This is a genomic window from Microbacterium sp. NPDC096154 (assembly GCF_040302945.1).
GTDB lineage: Bacteria > Actinomycetota > Actinomycetes > Actinomycetales > Microbacteriaceae > Microbacterium.
The window spans coordinates 66,421-83,669 of the sequence record NZ_JBEOSM010000002.1 but is presented as its reverse complement, the minus strand read 5'-3'; the positions used below and the strand labels follow the sequence as shown (position 1 = coordinate 83,669).

Here is a 17,249-nt window from a genome sequence, read left to right as displayed (position 1 = left end):
GAGGACGTCACATGAGCATCGCGACCCGAGGGAACATGGGGGTCGACTGGGAGGCGCGCGTCGACTTCGCGCGCCTGCGCGACGAGCGGCTCGCCAGGCTGCGGGCCGAGCTGGACCGCTCGGAGCTGGGCGCGCTGCTGGCGTTCGACTTCGGCAACATCCGGTACGCGTCGGCCACGCACATCGGCACGTGGGCGATGGACAAGCTCATCCGGTTCTGCCTGATCACCCGCAATGCGGACCCCATCGTGTGGGACTTCGGATCGGCCGCCAAGCACCACGACCTGCTCAACCCGTGGCTGCACGAGACGCACATGGAGGCCGACGCCGACCCGCACGCCCCCCACCACGGCGCCACGCGACCCCGCGCCGAGAGCGGCGCGCGCGCCGGCATCTCGACCCTGCGCGGTGCGTTCCCGCCCGGCGCCGGCATCGCAGAGGAGGTCGCGCGCAAGGTCAAGCGCGAGCTGGAGCGCTTCGGGCTCGCTCGCGAGCCGCTCGGCGTCGACATCGTCGAGCTGCCGATCCTCTTCGCGCTGCAGGCCCAGGGCATCACGGTGCTCGACGGGCAGCAGGTGTTCCTCGAGGCCCGGCGGATCAAGACCCCCGACGAGATCACGCTGCTCACGTCGGCGGCCTCGATGGTGGACGCCGCGTACGACCGCCTGTACGAGTTCCTGCGGCCCGGCGTGCGCGAGAACGAGTGCGTCGGCCTCGTGGCCAAGACCCTCTACGACCAGGGGTCGGAGTACGTCGAAGGTGTCAACGCGATCTCGGGCGAGCGGTGCGCGCCGCATCCGCATGTGTACTCGGACCGCTCGGTGCGGCCCGGCGATCCCGCGTTCTTCGACATCCTGCACTCATTCAACGGATACCGCACGTGCTACTACCGCACGTTCGCGGTGGGCTCGGCCAGCCGGGCCCAGCGCGACGCGTACACGATCGCCCGCGAGTACATGGACGTCGCCATCGCGGCTGTGCGACCGGGGGCCACGACGGCCGACATCGTGTCGCTGTGGCCGAAGGCGCAGGAGTTCGGGTTCCCCGACGAGGAGGCCGCGTTCGCGCTGCAGTACGGGCACGGCGTGGGGCTGTCGATCTGGGAGAAGCCGATCTTCAGCCGCCTCACCTCGCTCGACCACCCCGAGGTGCTCGAGGAGGGCATGGTGTTCGCCCTCGAGACGTACTGGCCCGCATCGGACGGATGGGGTGCCGCGCGCATCGAGGAGGAGCTCGTCGTGACCGTCGACGGGTGCGAGGTCATCACCAAGTTCCCGGCGGAGGAGCTGCTCGTGGCCGGCGGCGGGCGGTACTTCACGGTCGACGGTCCGCTGCCCGGCATCCGCGACTCGCAGTCGCACCTGAACACGGCCGCAGGACGCGGCGAGACGGCGACCGGCTGACGATGTTCGAGCCGCTCTTCCTCGCACAGCAGGTGCTGAACGGGCTCAGCTTCGGGGCCCTGCTGTTCCTGCTCGCCAGCGGGCTCACGCTGGTGTTCGGCCTGATGCGCATCATCAACCTCGCGCACGGCGCGTTCTACATGCTGGGCGGCTACCTCGGCGTGGTGGTCTCGGCCATGACCGGCAACCTGCTGGTGGGCCTGATCACCGCCGTCCTGGTCGTCGCCGTCACGGCATTCGTGGTGGAGGTCGTGCTGCTGCGGTTCGTGCGGGGTCAGGAGCTGCCGGAGGTGCTCGTGACCGTGGGCGTCTCGTTCGTGACGGCCGATCTGTGCCTGGCGTTCTTCGGCGGCGACCCGCACAACCTGCCCTCGTCGGTCATGGTGCCGGGCGCGATGTCGCTCGGCACGCTCACCTATCCCTGGTATCGCATCCTGGTGATCGGCGTGGCCGTGCTCGTGGGAGTGGGCCTGATGCTGCTGCAGCACCGCACGCGCGTGGGGGCCGTGGTGCGGGCGGGCGTGGACGACCGCGAGATCATCCAGGCGATGGGCGTCGACATCAACCGGGTCTTCACGGGGATGTTCATCCTCGGCGCGGCGCTCGCCGCGATCGGCGGGACGATCGGCGCGGGCGTGCTCTCGATCCGACCGGGCATCCAGGACGAGGTGCTGCTGTACGCGCTCGTCGTGGTGATCATCGGCGGGCTCGGCTCCATCCCCGGCGCCGCCGTGGGCAGCGTGCTGATCGGCGTGATCGACGCGTTCGCGAAGGCCTGGGTGCCCGACCTGGCCTACTTCACCGTTTTCGCGCCCATGGCGCTCGTGCTCGTGTTCCGCCCCACCGGACTCTTCGGGAGGCCCGCATGACCCTCTCGCCCGTCACCAAGACGATCAACAGCCCCACATTCTTCTACTCCCGCTCGCGCTGGCCGCTGCTGCAGCTCGGCATCATGGCGGCGCTGCTCGTCGTCGCCATCGCGCTGCCGTACCTCGGCACCGATCAGTACGTGATCTCGCTGGCGATGACCATCCTGATCGGCGCGATGCTCGCCGCGAGCGTGAACTTCCTGGTGGGTGACGGCGGCATGGCCTCGCTCGGCCACGGCGCGATCGCGGCCGCATCGTCGTACGGGGCGGCGTGGGCGAGCCGGCAGGGGATGGAGCCGGCCGGGCAGATCGCGATCGCGTTGATGGTGACGATCGCGGTGTCGTTCGTCTACGGCGTGCTCTCCATGCGCACGAGCGGCATCTTCTTCCTGATGGTCACCCTCGCCCTCGGCATGGTGATCTTCGGCCTGGCCTATCGCTGGTCGGGCGTGACCGGCGGCGAGAACGGGATCACCGGCATCCAGCGCCCGGACGCCCTCGGGCCGTACTGGATCTACTACTACTTCCTCGTGGGCGTGTTCGTGCTCGTCACGGGCGCCCTGTGGGTGATCAGCCGGTCGCCGTTCGGCGCCAGCCTGCGCGGCATCCGCGACAGCGAGACCCGCATGCGCAGCCTCGGGTACAACGTCGCGGCCTACAAGCTGGGCGCGTTCATGATGTCGGGGTTCGTCGCCGGCCTCGCCGGCCTGCTTGCGGTCTGGCACACCCACTTCATCAGCCCCTCGGCCGCCGGCGTGCACCGCTCCGTGCTGCTGATCGTCATGGTCATCCTGGGCGGCGTCGGCACCACGTTCGGGCCGCTCGTCGGCGCGGCGATCGTCGTGCTCATCGAGAACGTCGTCTCCAACTCGGTCGAGCGGTGGCCCACGCTGCTGGGACTGGTCTTCATCCTCGTCATCCTCTTCGCACGCAAGGGGATCATGGGCGGCGTCATCGCGCTCCTCGCGCGCCGCCGCGCCACCTCAGTGTCCGCGGGGCCACCCGACGACCCGCTCGCCACGAGCGACGCCCCGCTGGCCGGAGAACCCACCGAGAAAGTCACATGAGGAAAGCCAGATGAGAGGAACAGCAATGACGTCGATGAGGATGTCAGGACGCGCCCGGCGGTCCGCCGTCGCGGCGCTCGCAGCGGCGGCCGCGCTCGCGCTCGCCGCGTGCGCTCCTCCGGGAGCCGAGCCCGCTCAGGAGGGCCCGTCGGCCGGCGGGGGAGGAGGAGGCGGAGAGCAGGTGCTGAAGGTCGGCTACATCTCGCCGATCACCGGCAACTTCGCCATCGCCGGCCAGGAGATGGTGGACGGCTGGAACCTGTACTGGGAGCTCAACGGCGAGACCGCCGGGGACGTGACGGTCGAGACCATCGTCGAGGACGACGCGGGCAACCCCGAGACCTCGCTCACCAAGGCGCAGAAGCTCGTCACATCCGACGACGTCGACGTGGTGGTCGGCCCGCTGCTCGCCAACACCGCGCTCGCCGTCGCGGCGTACACGTCGCAGCAGGGCGTGCCCAATCTGCACCCCGTGGCGGCGGCCGACGACCTGACGCAGAAGCAGGCCAACGATCTCACGGTGCGCACGGGATCGCAGTCGGGCTCCCAGACCAACTTCCCCGGAGGCCGCTGGGCCGCCGAGGAGGAGGGATACCAGACCGCGGTCACGCTGTGCCCCGACTACGCGTTCGGATGGGAGTCGTGTGCGGGCTTCTCGCAGGGCTTCGAAGCCGGCGGCGGCGAGGTGATCGAGCAGCTGTGGTTCCCGAACGGCACGAGCGACTTCTCGACATACGTGTCGCAGATCCAGGCGGCGGGCGCCGACGTGGCGTTCGTCGCGACGGCCGGCGGCGCGCCGGGGCCCGACTTCCTGCGCAGCTTCCTCGGCCTCGGGCTCGGCGAGTCGCAGCCGCTCATCATGAACTGCTGCGGCATGGACCAGGCCACCCTGCGCGCCCTCGGCGCCGACATCGAGGGCTTCCGCTCGATCTCGTACTGGGCCGAGGGGCGCGAGTCGCCCGCGGTCGAGGAGTTCTCGGCCGCGTACGCGGAGCGCTATGAGGGGCGCGTGCCGTCGGCGAACGTGGCGGGCGGCTACATGACCGCCAGCCTGGTCGCCGCCGTGCTCGAGGAGAACGGGCTGGTCACGGGCGAGGATCTCGTCTCGGCGATCACCGAGTACGAGTTCGACGACTCGATCTTCGGCAAGGTCTCGTTCGACGACTACAACAACATGACGAGCCCGGTCTACGTGCGCGAGGTGCAGGAGGTCGACGGCGTGTACAAGAACGTGCCGATCGCGACCTTCGAGGACGTCGACCAGTGGCTCGGCAAGTCGCCCGAGGAGATCCTCGAGCAGCCCACCTACAGCCAGGACTTCCAGGGCTGATGAACGCCGCTGTCCGCGAGGCCACGGCTCCCGACCCGCAGGGGTCGGGGCCCGTGGCCCCCGCGCTCGTCGTCAGCGGGCTCGGCAAGAGCTACGGCGGCGTGCGCGCTGTCGACGACATCTCGCTCACGCTCGGCGCGGGCGAGCGGATGGGCGTGATCGGGCCGAACGGCGCGGGCAAGACCACGCTGTTCAAGATGATCGCGGGCGATGTCAGTCCCACCGACGGGCGGGTCGAGCTGTTCGGTCGGGACGTGACCGCCGTGCCCACCGCCCGGCGTGCCCGGATGGGCGTCGGCCGGACGTTCCAGGTGTCCAACCTGTTCCGCGAGATGACGCTGCTCGACAACGTGCGCGTCGCGGCACGCGGCGGCACGAGCGGGGCGCGCGTCTTCTGGCGCCCGCAGGGGCGGCGCGACGACGTCACGATGCGCTCCCTGGAGACGCTCGAATCGGTGGGACTCGCCGACCGGCGCGACGACACGGTGGCCGCGCTGTCGCATGGCGAGCAGCGTCAGCTCGAGATCGCCATGGCGCTCGTCGGGCGTCCGCGCATCCTGCTGCTCGACGAGCCGGCGGCGGGCCTCTCGTCGGCCGAGCGAGCGACCCTGCGTCAGCGCATCGAGCAGCTGCCGCGCACGATCCCCATCCTGCTCATCGAGCACGACATGTCGCTCGCGCTGGGCCTGACCGACCGCGTGATGTGCATGGAGAACGGTCGTCACGTGGTGACCGGCACTCCGGCCGAGGTGCGCGCGCACGAGACCGTGCGTGAGATCTACCTGGGGCGCCGAGACCGGAAGGACCGGATGTGACTCTCGCAGTGACCGACCTGCACGTCGGCTACCAGACCGCGCGTGTGCTGCACGGCGTGACGTTCGAGGTGCCCGACGCCCGCAGCGTCGCGGTGCTCGGCCGAAACGGCATGGGCAAGACCACGCTCGTGCGGGCGATCTGCGGGCTGCGCCCGCCGACCGTCTCGGCCGGCACGGTGACGTTCGAGGGCGCCGACCTGACCCGCAAGGCCAGCCACGTGGTCTCGCGTGCCGGCATCGCTCTCGTGCCCCAGGGGCGCCGTGTGTTCGGATCGCTCACAACGCTCGAGAACCTCACAGTCGTGCCGCGACGCAAGGTCGTCGGCGGCGAGCCGTGGACCGTGGAGCGCGTCTTCGACTTCTTTCCACGCCTCGCCGAACGGCAGCGGTCGATGGCACGCTCGCTGTCGGGCGGCGAGCAGCAGATGCTCGCGATCGGCCGCGCCCTGATGACCGACCCGCGGCTGCTGATCATGGACGAGCCGAGCGAGGGGCTCGCCCCGGCCGTGCTCGATGTGATCCAGGATCGTCTCGCTGAGCTGTCGGCATCAGGGCTGTCGGTGCTGATCGCCGAGCAGAACGTGGATCTCGCTCTCGACATCGCCGAGCACGTGATCGTGATCGACGACTCCGGCACGGTGGCCTGGCAGGGCGAGGCGACGGCGCTCGCGGCCGATTCCGGTCTGCTCGAGAAGCACCTGAGCATCTGATGCGCGCCTCGCTGCCCGCGGTCGACCTCGTGCTGCGCGGGGGCCGGATCACGACCTTCGCCGACGCGGCGCAGGGGCCGGCCGAGGCGCAGGCGATCGCGCTGGCGGGCGGGCGGATCGTGGCGGTCGGCACCGACGCGGACGTCGCGCCGTACGCCGCGCTCGCCGCGCGCGTGATCGACCTCGAGGGGCGCCGCGTGCTGCCCGGGCTCAACGACTCGCACATCCACGCCGTGCGGGCAGCCCCTGCCTGGGGGCGCTCGCTGCACTGGGACGACGTACGCGATCTGCAGGGCGCGCTCGCGACCGTGCGGGCCGCCGCCGAGACCCGGCCGGCCGGATCCTGGATCCCGGTCACGGGCGGGTGGCACGCGACGCAGCTCGCGGAGCGCCGCGGCCCCACGCGCGAAGAGCTCGATGCCACCGCGCCCGACCATCCCGTCTACGTGCAGGAGCTCTACGACCGGGCGGTGCTCAACTCGGCCGCGCTCGCGGCGTGCGGGTGGCACGACGCGTCGCCCGATCCGCCGCGCGGCGCGCTGCTGCGCGACGGCGCGGGGCGGTTGACGGGCGAGATCCGCGGCGTGGGCGCGTTCGCCGTGCCGCTCGGCGCGGCCCTGGCCGTCGGCGCCGACGAGGCCCGGCAGGGGGTGCGCGACATGGCATCCGAGTTCGCGCGGCACGGGCTCACGGGGGTGGTCGACGGGGGCGGGCTGCTCATGACGCCGCGCGACTACGACCCGCTCTACGCCGCGTGGCGCGCGGGCGACCTGACGCTGCGGGTGCGCACCTTCGTGTCGGCGTGGACCCGCGGCGGCGAGGTCGGCGACATCCGCTCGCTCACCGAGCTGGTGCAGCCCGGCAGCGGCGACGGTCTGCTGCGGGTGGCGGGCGTGGGGGAGATCCCGCACCTGGGCTGTCACGACATGGAGGGGCTCGACCCGTTCGAGCTGACGGGCCCCGCGCACGACGAGCTCGTCGAGATCGTGCGGATGTGCGCCCAGCGCGGCTGGCGCATGAGCGTGCACGCGGTGCTCGACCGCACGCTCGCGCGTGTGCTCGACGCCTGGGAGCGCGTGGAGGGGGAGACGGGGCTGGTCGCCGGACGCGGGTGGTCCATCGTGCACGCCGACGAGGCGTCGGAGCGCAGCCTCGACCGGATCGCCCGTCTCGGCGCCGGCGTGATGGTGCAGAACCGGCTGCTGCTGAAGGGCGGCGACTACGTCGACGTGTGGGGCGAGGCGGCCACGGCGGCTGCGCCGCCCATCGCCGGCATGCGACGTCGCGGCATCGTGATCGGCGGCGGGACCGACGCGACGCGCGCCAACTGGTTCTCGCCGTGGGCGTCGATCGCGTGGCTCGTGACCGGGCGCACGCTCGACGGTCGCGGCGCGCGCGGCGCCGAGCACCTGATGGATCGCCGCGCCGCGATCGCCGCGTACACGCGCGACGCCGCGTGGTTCACGGGCGAGGGCGCCACACGCGGCCGTCTTGCGTGCGGCTACGACGCCGACCTGCACGTGCCCGATCGCGACCCGTTCGCGTGCGCGGACGACGAGCTGGCCGACGTCCGCAGCGAGCTGACGGTCGTCGGCGGCCGGATCTCCCACGACAGCGGCGCGCTCGGCTGAGGCGGTGCCGCACGACATCGGTTCGCTCACCGAGTGGACCGCCAGGAAAGGAGCACGATGAGCGACATCCCCGCCCCGCGGCGCGTGGGCAATGCCGAGATCATCCACCACGAGGGCTACGACGAGAGCATCGTCAGCCCGTTCGTGCCCGCCATCCGCGTGGTGTCGAATGCGCGGCTGGTGTTCGTGAGCGGCGTGACCGGCGCGCCGGTGTACCACGACCATCCGCATCGCCCGGAGGTGTTCGACGCGATGCCGATGGATGCCGCCGGACAGGCGCGCAATGCGTTCGCGCATCTCGACCTGGCATTGCGCGCCGCCGGATGCGAGCGCCACGACGTGGTCAACATGATCCGGTTCTTCACCGATATCGCCGCCGATCAGGATGTCGTCAACGCGATGCAGGGCGAGTGGTTCGGCGGGCACATTCCCACCTCGACCACGCTCGAGATCTCGCGGCTCGCGACCGATCCGCGCCTGCGCTTCGAGTTCCACGTCGTCGCGGCCGCAGCGGGCTGATCGTCGCGGTCCGGCTGTTCAGCAGCGCTGTTCATCGGCACGGTACACGGGGCGCTAGTCTCGAGCAGTGGGGGAGCACCTGGTGGGGGAAGGCGCATGAACGAACTCGGCGAGCGCATCCGCCGCGCCAGGGAGGCGCGCGGCGCGAGCCTGCGCGCGATCGCGGCGGACGCGGGCATCTCGCCGAGCCTGCTGTCACAGGTCGAGACGGGCAAGGTGCGTCCGTCGGTGTCGACGCTCTACGCGATCACGACGTGCCTCGGCCTCTCCGTCGACGATGTGCTGGGCGCCCCGTCCGCGGCGCGCGTTCCGTCGGCGGCAGCCACGCTGGTGCAGCGGCACGAGGATGAGCCCGCGCTCGTCATGCAGAACGGTGTCACCTGGCGCCGCCTGGCCGGTCGCGGCCCGGGATCGGCCGTCGACGCGGTGCGCGTGACGTATGAGCCGCGTGCCGCGAGCTCGCTGGACGGTACGCACATGCGCCACGCCGGCGTGGAGTACGGCACGATCACGGCGGGCGAGCTGACGCTCAAGGTGGATTTCGAGACCTATCGTCTGCGGGCCGGCGACTCGTTCTGCTTCGACTCGATGCGGCCCCACTTCTATGTGAACGAGGGCGCGGTCGCGGCGGAGGGCATCTGGTTCGTCGTGGGCCGCGGCGACGGCGACATGGCCGGCTCCGACGAACCGCTGCGATCGGCCGTCGAGGCTATGGCGGCGCTGAGCCGGCTGCCCCACGAGGCCGCGCCGTGACCGACCTGCGTGAGGGCATGGGAGGCCGCGTGCGCACGGCGCGCGTGGCCGCTGGCCTGAGCGTGCGCGAGCTCGCGCGGCGCGTGGGGGTGTCGGCCAGCCACGTCTCGCAGGTCGAGCGGGGCATGGGGGCGTTCAGCGTGCCGGCGCTGTACGCGGTGGCGAGCGAGCTGGCCGTGCCGGTGCATTCGCTGCTCGAAGGCGAGCGGGAGGCCGCGCGGCGTCCCGCGTCGCCCGAGGACGGCTCGGTGCCGGGGCGGTTCGCATCGGAGACGGCGCCGCCGCCACCCGGCGAGGAACTGGCAGGCATCGTGCAGCGCGCTCCCGATCACCCGTCGATCCAACTGGCGGGCGGCCCCCGCTGGAGCCGCCTCACTGCGGCGGGAGAGCCCGAGGCCGAGTTCCTCGAGGTCGTCTACGCTCCGGGCATCCAGCCCCACGCCGAGCTCACGCGGCACGAGGGGCGCGAATACGGGTACGTGATCTCGGGCCGTCTCAATGTCGAGGTGAACGGCCGCGCCGCCGTCTTGGGGTCGGGCGATTCCATCGCCTTCGACAGCGGGCTGCCGCATCGGTTCTGGAACGACTCCGACGGCGAGACCCGCGCGGTGTGGTTCGTGCGGGATCGCGAGCCGGGGGCCACGCCGCCGCACCTGTGACCGCGTCCGTCCGGCGATCCTCGATCCGGTCGGACCTCAAGATCCCGGTAGCGCCTCAGCGCTCCGGGGCGAAGATGTCGGGCGTGCGGGCGAGCTGACGCCGCGTGCGCCGGATGTGCCCCTCCAGGATGCGCTCGGCGTGCTCGAGGTCCCCGTCGCGCACGGCGGCCACGATCAGGTGGTGCTCCTCGTTCGCGATGCGGCGCGCCTCCGGTGTCCACGACGCCACGTAGGCGCGGCGGTACGGCGCCGTGGTGTTCCAGAGCTTGTGGATCAACGGGCCCAGCTGCCGGGTGCGGGCGGCGGCGTATGAGGCGAGATGGAACTCCCGGTCGAGCCGGAGGAACGCCTCGGTGTCGTCGCCGGAGTCCGAGATCCGTGCCGCAAGGTCGGCGAGGCGATCGATGTCGTCATCCGTGAGGTGCGGAGCGCTCGAGGCGAGCAGCAGCGGCTCGATCCGCTCCCGGATGCGATACACCTCTTCGCACTCCGACAGCGTCAGCTGTGCGACCCAGGCGCCCGAGTTGGCACGCACCGTGACGAGCCCTTCGAACTCGAGCTGCCGCAGCGCCTCGCGCACCGGCACGCGGCTGGCACCGAACCGCGCCGCGAGGTCCTCCTGCCGGATGCGTGTGCCGGGCGGCTGCTCGCCCGACAGGATCGCCGATCTCACGCTGTCCGCGATGCGCGCGCCGGCGTCGCCGTCGCGGGTGCGTGCGACGTCGGCGCTCAGCTCGGTCGAGGCGGTGTCGGTTCGGGGCATGAGCCCATGTTCGCTCACTGAGCCGGCCGGGCCGGGTGCCACAGCAGCGTCTCGGCGTCCCGTTCGTACGCCTTTCCCTCGGGGAAGCTGACGAGCTCGAACTGCATGCCCCATGGCGCGCGGAAGTAGAGCCAGCGCTGGCCGGCGGCCGCGCCGGCGCTGGCGACGGGTTCCCCCATCACCTCCACGCCGCGGGCCCGCAGGTAGGCGGCCGCCGCATCCATGTCGTCGACGTAGAGCGCGAGGTGGTGCCCGCCGATGTCGCTGTTGCGCGGCTGCGGGGCCTGCCCGTCGGCGCTGGCGTACTGGAACACCTCGAGGTTCACGCCGGTGTGAAGGCGGTAGAACCGGATCTCGGTGATCTCGGTGCGCGGATGCACGCCCAGCTGCACCGACATCCAGTCGTCGTCGGCGCGCTTGCCGTCGAGCGTGTACACCCGCACCGCGCCGAGGATGTCGACGAGGAAGCGCTCGGCGTCGTCGAGATCGGGCACCGTGAACCCGAAGTGATCGGAACCTCGCAAGCCGGGGATCACGTGCGCCTCCTCGCGTCAGATGCGTTGATTGTATCCACGTTGGCCGTCGATACCAAGAAAACCCGAGCAGCTCCTTGTGATTGGATGCAATCGCTCGTACCCTGACCGCGACGACATTCGCCCGATCGATGGAGATCGACCATGCCGCACGAGCGACGCCTCGACACCGGGGTCCCCTGGATCGCCCTCACGACCACGCCCGGCGACTGGGAGGCCGCCGGCGCGCCCCTGCTCGGCACGATGCTCGGCCAGCTGCACCTGATCCGGGCGTTCGAGGAGCAGGTGCTCGAGCTGGCCGGCGAGGGGCTCGTGCACGGACCGGCGCACTCGAGCATCGGGCAGGAGGGCGGAGCGGTGGGGTCGATCGTCGGGCTGCGCTCCACCGACGCGATCAACGGCTCGCACCGCGGGCACCACCAGTTCCTGGCGAAGGCGATCGAGCACGTCTCGGGCGGCACGCTCGATCCCGCCGCCCTCGTCACGCCCGACATCCAGGCCCTGCTGCAGCGCACGCTCTCGGAGATCCTGGGGCTCGCGCCCGGGTTCTCGGGTGGACGCGGCGGATCCATGCACCTGCAGTGGCTCGAAGCCGGTGCGCTCGGCACCAACGCGATCGTGGGCGGCGGCGCGCCCGCCGCGGCGGGGCATGCGTGGGCCCAGAAGCACGGGGGCACGACCGACGTGTCGATCAACTGCTTCGGCGACGGCGCCAGTCAGATCGGCAGCGTCCTCGAGACCATGAACCTCGCGGCGGCGTGGCGCCTGCCGCTGCTGTTCTTCATCGAGAACAACCTCTACGCCGTCTCGACCCGCGCCGACGAGGTCACGGCCGACCCGCGGTTCTCGGTGCGCGGGCAGGGCTTCGGGATCCCGTCGTGGCGCGTCGACGGCATGGACCCGCTGGCCGTGAACCTCGCGACCCGGGCGGCGCTCGAGCGCATGCGCGCGGGCGAGGGGCCGGCGATCGTCGAGGCCGAGGTGTACCGCTTCTTCCATCAGAACGGCCCGTTCGCGGGCTCGGCCTTCGGATACCGCACCAAGGACGAGGAGCGCGAGTGGCGCGAACGCGACCCTCTTGAGCGCGTCGCCGCCGAGATGCGAGCGCTCGGCCAGATCGACGACGCCGGCATCGCCGCCGTGCGCGAGCAGGCGAAGGCCGCCATGGCAGCGGCCACCGCGGAGCTGACCGACACCGACCCCGACACGGGCAAGCGCCGCATCCGGCCCGACCTGTGGCCCGACCCTGCGACCGTGGACCATGGCGTGCGCGGCGACGCATCCGAGCTCGCGTCGCTCGTGGCCGACGAGCCGCTCGCCCGCGACGGGCAGTGGCGGGACGTCAAGTTCGTCGACGCGGTCGCCGAGGTCATGGACCGTCGGATGACCGCCGACCCGCGCATCGTCGTGCTCGGCGAGGACGTGCACCGGCTCAACGGCGGCACCAACGGCGCGACCAAGGGCCTGGCGAAGAAGCACGGCCCCGACCGCGTGATCGGCACGCCCATCAGCGAGAACGCGTTCTTCGGGCTCGCGGGGGGCATGGCGATGGACGGACGGTTCCGGCCCGTCGTCGAGTTCATGTACCCCGACTTCATGTGGGTCGCCGCCGACCAGGTCTTCAACCAGGTGGCAAAGGCGCGTCACATGTTCGGCGACCACAACACGATGCCCCTGGTGCTGCGCACGAAGGTGGCGATGGGATCGGGCTACGGATCGCAGCACCTGATGGATCCCGCCGGCATCTTCGCCACGAGCGCGGGGTGGCGCATCGTCGCCGCGTCCACGGCCGCCGACTACGTGGGGCTCATGAACGCCGCGCTCGCTCTGGAGGACCCCGTGCTGGTGATCGAGCACGTCGACCTGTACGGAAAGGCCGACCGCGTGCCGGATGGCGACCTCGACTATGTGATCCCGCCCGGAACGGCAGCCGTGCGCCGCGAGGGGGCCGACGTCACGGTGCTGACCTACCTGTCGATGGTGGACCACGCGCTCGAGGCGGTCGAGCGGACGGGAGTCGACGCCGAGGTGATCGACCTGCGCTGGCTCGACCGGGCCTCGCTCGACTGGGACACGGTAGGCGAGAGCATCCGCAAGACCAACGCCGTGCTCATCGTCGAGCAGGGCACACGCGGCACGGGCTACGGGGCCTGGCTCGCCGACGAGCTGCAGCGCAGGTTCTTCGACTGGCTCGACCAGCCGATCGAGCGCGTCACGGGCGGCGAGGCCAGCCCGAGCATCTCGAAGGTGCTCGAGCGCGCGGCCATCGCCCGCACCGAGGAGGTCGTCGCCGCGCTCGAGCGGGTGCGCGAGAACGCGGGAGGACGCTGATGGGCTTCGTGGTGCGGATGCCGGCGGTGGCCGCGGGTGGCACGGAGGCGGCGATCCAGTCGTGGCTCGTGGGGGTCGGCGATGCGGTGTCGGCAGGCCAGGTGATCGCCGAGATCGAGACCGACAAGGCCTCGGTCGAGCTCGAGGCCGAGGCCGGGGGAATCGTCGCGGGCATCCTGGTCGGCGACGGGGAGTCGGCCGAAGTCGGGCGTCCCATCGCGGTTCTCGCGGCAGAGGGGCAGGACGCGGCCGCCGCGCTCGCCGAGGCGGGCGTGCCGGCGGCGGAGGGGGCGTCGTCGGCGGGCAGCGCGCCCGCGGACGTCCCGCCCCCGGATGCCTCGCCCTCGGCCGCCGCGAACGGGCACGCCGCCCTTCGGGCCGCACGCGACACGGCTCCGGCCGAGGATGCCGACCCCGAGAGCGGTGCGCCCGTTCTCGAGGCTCCGCCGCGGGATGACGCGCCCCACGTGGCAGCGGACCAGGCGGCGGATGCGGCCGGGGCGGACGCCCGCGAGCCGGACGCGCCCGCGGAGCGCGGGGCGGCGGAGGTGGCCGCGCCGGCCGGTGGTCGCATCTTCGCCAGCCCGCTCGTGCGTCGCCTGGCCGCGGAGCACGACATCGACCTCCGTGCCGTGCACGGCACCGGCCCACGGGGCCGCATCGTGCGTCGTGACATCGACGCCCTGGTCGCCCGCGGCCCGCTCGCCGAGGCATCGGCCGCCCGCGCAGCGGCCGCGGGGCCGCACGTGTCCGGGGCCGCACCAACCCCGGCGCCGGATGCCGAGTACGACGATGTGCCGCACACCGGCATGCGCCGCGCGATCGCCAGGCGGCTGGCCGAGAGCAAGGCCACGGTGCCGCACTTCTACGTCACAGCCGACTGCCGCGTCGACCGGCTGCTCGCGCTGCGGGCCGAGCTGAAGGAGGCCGGTGTCGCCGTGTCGGTCAACGACCTGGTCGTGCGGGCCGTCGCCCTCGCCCTGCGCGAGGTGCCCGAGGCCAATGCGATCTGGACCGACGACGCGGTGCGGCGCTTCCGCCGCGTCGACGTGGCCGTCGCCGTCGCGGTGCCGGGAGGCCTGCTGACGCCGGTGGTGCGCGATGCCGATCGGATACCGCTGCCCGAGCTGTCGGCGTCGATCAGCGACCTGGCGGCACGGGCCCGCGACGGCCGGCTCAAGCAGCGCGAGCTGGAGGGCGGGTCGTTCTCGGTGTCGAACCTGGGGATGTACGGCGTTCGCGATTTCGCGGCCATCATCAACCCGCCGCACGCGGGAATCCTCGCGGTCGGCGCGGCCGAGCCTCGCGCCGTGGTGGACGACGACGGGCGGCTCGTGGCCGCGCAGGTGATGACGGTCACGCTGTCGGCCGATCATCGGGTGGTCGACGGAGCGGTCGGCGCGCAGTGGCTGGCGGCCTTCCGTCGGCTGGTCGAGATCCCGCTCTCACTGCTCCTGTGACCGCGCTGGCGCCGGGATCGCGAGCGACGAGAGGAGCGCTCAGCCTGCGCTAGGGTTGCAACCGATTGCGGCCGGCCGGCCGGGAACGGAGATGGCATGGGCGCGCTTCCGGGGATGTTCGTGCTGCTGACGGCGGCGTTCCTGACGTTCTTCGACCGGGCGCTGCTGCCGCCGCTCATCCCGGTCATCGCGCGTGACCTGGGCGCCGACGTGGGCGACGTGGGCCACGCCATGACCGCGTACGTGCTGGCCTACGCCGTGATGCAGCTCGGCTGGGCCGTCGTCGGAGTGCGCATCGGACGGCGCCGCACGCTCATCCTCTCCACGCCGATCGGCGCCGTCGGCGCGATCGTCGCCGCCTGCGCGCTCGATCCGACCGTGCTGCTGATCGGGCGCCTCATCGCGGGTGCGGGATTCGCCGCGACGGTGCCCGCCGTGCTCACCTATCTCGGCGACGCGCTGCCGATGCGCGAGCGGCTGACCGCGGCGGCGAATCTCGCCGCCGCCCTGTCCCTCGGGATGACCGTGGGCACGCTCGCCGCCTCCTGGGCGGGCGAGTGGCTCTCGTGGCGCCTGGCGTTCGCGGCCGCCGGTGCCATCGCCGTGGTCGTGACGGTGCTGCTCGTGCGCCTGCCGGAGGCGGAGGGCTCCGCCTCCGGCGGCATGCTCGAGGGGCTGGCGCGCATCGCGCGCAACCCCTGGGCGCTGGGCATCCTGCTGCTCGGCGGCCTCGAGGGCGCGCTGCTGATCGGCATCTTCAGCTACCTCCCGGTCGCCCTGCAGAGCACGGGGGCGTCCATCGCGCTGTCGGGCCTTCTGACCGCGCTGTTCGGCATCACCGTGATCGTGTCGAGCCAGGTCATGAAGCTCGCCTACGGCCGCTGGCGGCCCTGGGTGATCGTGCTGCTCGGCGGCGCCCCCACCCCGATCGCCTATGCGCTGCTGACGTGGCGCGTCGACGCGGCGACCGTCGGGGTCGCCGCCGTGCTGATGGGCTTCAGCTGGGCGGTCATGCACACCCAGATCCAGACCTGGATGACCGACGCCACGTGGGATGCGCGGGCTGTGGGCATGTCGACGTTCGCGGTCGCGCTGTTCGGAGGCGGCGCACTGGGTGCGTGGTTCGGCTCGGTCGCGGCCGACGGCGCCGCGTACGGCGCGCTCTTCCTCGGGTCGGCCGTCGCCAGCGGCGTGCTGGTCGCCGGGGCCGTGGCAGGGCGGGCCCGTTACACGCTGCGGGATCGCTAGGCCCCGGTCCGCGAGGGAGGTTCAGGTGGCCGCAGAGCGGAGGCCGGTCCGGGTGACGATCGACGACGTCGCCCGTGCCGCCGGCGTGCACAAGGCCACCGTGTCGCGGGCCCTCAATCCGGCGACGCAGGACCTCGTCTCGGGCGATACGGTGCGCCGGGTCAAGCGCGTCGCCGAGCGGCTCGGATACGTGCCGAACGCCGTGGCGCGCAGCCTGCGCACCCGCCAGTCGAGCACGATCGGCGTCGTCGTGCCTGATCTGATGAACCCGATCTTCCCGCCGCTCGTACGGGGCGTCGAGAGCTGGCTGCAGCCGCGCGGATACACCTCGCTCGTCGCCAACACCGACGATCAGGACGCGATCGAGGACCGCGTGCTCGAGTCGCTGCTGCAGCGGCACGTCGACGGGGTCGTCGTCGCGTCGGGGCGGCTGGAGGACCAGGCCGCGCTGCGCCGCGCAGACGCCGCGGGCCTGCCCGTCGTGATGGCCAACCGCGCGGCGGCCGACGGGCGTCCGTCCGTCACGAGCGACAGCGCGGCCGGCATCGTCGCGGCCGTGGCGCACCTGGTCGGGCTCGGGCACCGCGACATCCTGCATCTGGCCGGCCCGGCGACCTTCTCGACCACGCGGGAGCGTGCCGACGCCTTCGTGAGCGCAGCCGTCGAGTCCGGCGTCGTGCCGCGCGTCGTGGCGGCGGGCGGCCTGGCGGTCGTCGACGGCGAGGAGGCCATGGCACGCGTGCTCGCGGCGGGCCCCGCTCCGACGGCCGTGGTGACGGGCAACGACCTAGTCGCCCTGGGTGCGATCCACGCCCTCCGCAAGCACGGTCTGTCGGTGCCCGGCGACGTGTCGGTCGTGGGCTTCAACGACATGCCGTTCGCGGCCGATGTCCATCCGGCGCTGACCACGGTGCACGTTCCACTGCACGACATCGGCGTGCACGCCGCGCGCCTGCTGCTCGACGCGATCGAGGGCGGCGTGCCGGTCGCGGCCTCGGTCACGCTGCCGGTGCGCCTCGTCGTGCGCGAGTCGTCCGGCCCCGTGCGCTGACCCATCGCCGCCACCGTTGACACCCTCGGGGGCCCTCGCTACCGTGTGGTGCAACCGATTGCACAGCGACATCGTCGTCGCACCGCAGACCCCACACGGTCGCCGAG

Annotated in this window: 16 protein-coding genes; 14 read left to right on the top strand and 2 right to left on the bottom strand. The window is 72.1% G+C overall.

All coding sequences use genetic code 11. The annotated features are described in order from the left end of the window. The first annotated feature begins 11 nt into the window (after window positions 1-11). From ABTW64_RS02870 to ABTW64_RS02825, 10 genes are all read left to right on the top strand, one after another. Window positions 12-1,403, top strand: coding sequence for a M24 family metallopeptidase (locus tag ABTW64_RS02870; RefSeq protein ID WP_350618997.1), 1,392 nt, complete (start codon window positions 12-14; stop codon window positions 1,401-1,403). 2 nt (window positions 1,404-1,405) lie between these two features. After that, a complete protein-coding gene (locus ABTW64_RS02865; protein ID WP_350618995.1) occupies window positions 1,406-2,272 on the top strand; it encodes a branched-chain amino acid ABC transporter permease in 867 nt (288 codons plus the stop codon). Further along, the gene (locus ABTW64_RS02860) at window positions 2,269-3,339 is read left to right on the top strand and encodes a branched-chain amino acid ABC transporter permease (protein ID WP_350618991.1); all 1,071 of its coding nucleotides are present in this window, start codon (window positions 2,269-2,271) and stop codon (window positions 3,337-3,339) included. The genes ABTW64_RS02865 and ABTW64_RS02860 overlap by 4 nt, the downstream gene beginning before the upstream one ends. A gap of 25 nt (window positions 3,340-3,364) precedes the next feature. Beyond that, a complete protein-coding gene (locus ABTW64_RS02855; RefSeq protein WP_350618989.1) occupies window positions 3,365-4,669 on the top strand; it encodes an ABC transporter substrate-binding protein in 1,305 nt (434 codons plus the stop codon). Then, window positions 4,669-5,484: an ABC transporter ATP-binding protein gene (locus tag ABTW64_RS02850; RefSeq protein ID WP_350618987.1), complete on the top strand. Its 816-nt coding sequence runs from the start codon at window positions 4,669-4,671 to the stop codon at window positions 5,482-5,484. Before ABTW64_RS02855 ends, ABTW64_RS02850 begins: the two co-directional genes overlap by 1 nt. Then, the gene (locus tag ABTW64_RS02845; RefSeq protein ID WP_350618985.1) at window positions 5,481-6,194 is read left to right on the top strand and encodes an ABC transporter ATP-binding protein; all 714 of its coding nucleotides are present in this window, start codon (window positions 5,481-5,483) and stop codon (window positions 6,192-6,194) included. Before ABTW64_RS02850 ends, ABTW64_RS02845 begins: the two co-directional genes overlap by 4 nt. Next, window positions 6,194-7,825 carry an amidohydrolase gene (locus ABTW64_RS02840; protein ID WP_350618983.1) on the top strand — a complete coding sequence of 544 codons (1,632 nt, stop codon included), beginning with the start codon at window positions 6,194-6,196 and terminating at the stop codon, window positions 7,823-7,825. The genes ABTW64_RS02845 and ABTW64_RS02840 overlap by 1 nt, the downstream gene beginning before the upstream one ends. Window positions 7,826-7,882: 57 nt before the next feature. Then, window positions 7,883-8,344 carry a RidA family protein gene (locus tag ABTW64_RS02835; protein WP_350618981.1) on the top strand — a complete coding sequence of 154 codons (462 nt, stop codon included), beginning with the start codon at window positions 7,883-7,885 and terminating at the stop codon, window positions 8,342-8,344. A gap of 96 nt (window positions 8,345-8,440) precedes the next feature. Continuing rightward, window positions 8,441-9,097, top strand: coding sequence for a helix-turn-helix domain-containing protein (locus ABTW64_RS02830; protein ID WP_350618979.1), 657 nt, complete (start codon window positions 8,441-8,443; stop codon window positions 9,095-9,097). After that, window positions 9,094-9,756 carry a helix-turn-helix domain-containing protein gene (locus ABTW64_RS02825; protein WP_350618977.1) on the top strand — a complete coding sequence of 221 codons (663 nt, stop codon included), beginning with the start codon at window positions 9,094-9,096 and terminating at the stop codon, window positions 9,754-9,756. The genes ABTW64_RS02830 and ABTW64_RS02825 overlap by 4 nt, the downstream gene beginning before the upstream one ends. A gap of 55 nt (window positions 9,757-9,811) precedes the next feature. Here ABTW64_RS02825 and ABTW64_RS02820 read toward each other — a convergent pair whose 3' ends face one another. Beyond that, window positions 9,812-10,519: a GntR family transcriptional regulator gene (locus ABTW64_RS02820; RefSeq protein WP_350618975.1), complete on the bottom strand. Its 708-nt coding sequence runs from the start codon at window positions 10,517-10,519 to the stop codon at window positions 9,812-9,814. Window positions 10,520-10,533: 14 nt separating this feature from the next. Then, window positions 10,534-11,055 (bottom strand): VOC family protein, encoded by a 522-nt coding sequence (locus ABTW64_RS02815; RefSeq protein ID WP_350618973.1) that lies wholly within the window; start codon window positions 11,053-11,055, stop codon window positions 10,534-10,536. Between the two features lie 141 nt (window positions 11,056-11,196). On the opposite strand from ABTW64_RS02815, the gene ABTW64_RS02810 reads away from it, so the two are divergent. The 4 genes from ABTW64_RS02810 (at window position 11,197) to ABTW64_RS02795 (ending at window position 17,142) form a co-directional block, all read left to right on the top strand. Then, on the top strand, window positions 11,197-13,383 hold the full coding sequence (locus tag ABTW64_RS02810; RefSeq protein WP_350618971.1) for an alpha-ketoacid dehydrogenase subunit alpha/beta: 2,187 nt from the start codon (window positions 11,197-11,199) through the stop codon (window positions 13,381-13,383). After that, window positions 13,383-14,843 carry a pyruvate dehydrogenase complex dihydrolipoamide acetyltransferase gene (locus tag ABTW64_RS02805; protein ID WP_350618969.1) on the top strand — a complete coding sequence of 487 codons (1,461 nt, stop codon included), beginning with the start codon at window positions 13,383-13,385 and terminating at the stop codon, window positions 14,841-14,843. The genes ABTW64_RS02810 and ABTW64_RS02805 overlap by 1 nt, the downstream gene beginning before the upstream one ends. Before the next feature lie 96 nt (window positions 14,844-14,939). Next, window positions 14,940-16,091 carry an MFS transporter gene (locus tag ABTW64_RS02800; RefSeq protein ID WP_350618967.1) on the top strand — a complete coding sequence of 384 codons (1,152 nt, stop codon included), beginning with the start codon at window positions 14,940-14,942 and terminating at the stop codon, window positions 16,089-16,091. A gap of 52 nt (window positions 16,092-16,143) precedes the next feature. Then, entirely contained in the window at window positions 16,144-17,142 is a 999-nt protein-coding gene (locus ABTW64_RS02795) for a LacI family DNA-binding transcriptional regulator (RefSeq protein WP_350618965.1), read from the top strand. Window positions 17,143-17,249 lie beyond the last annotated feature (107 nt).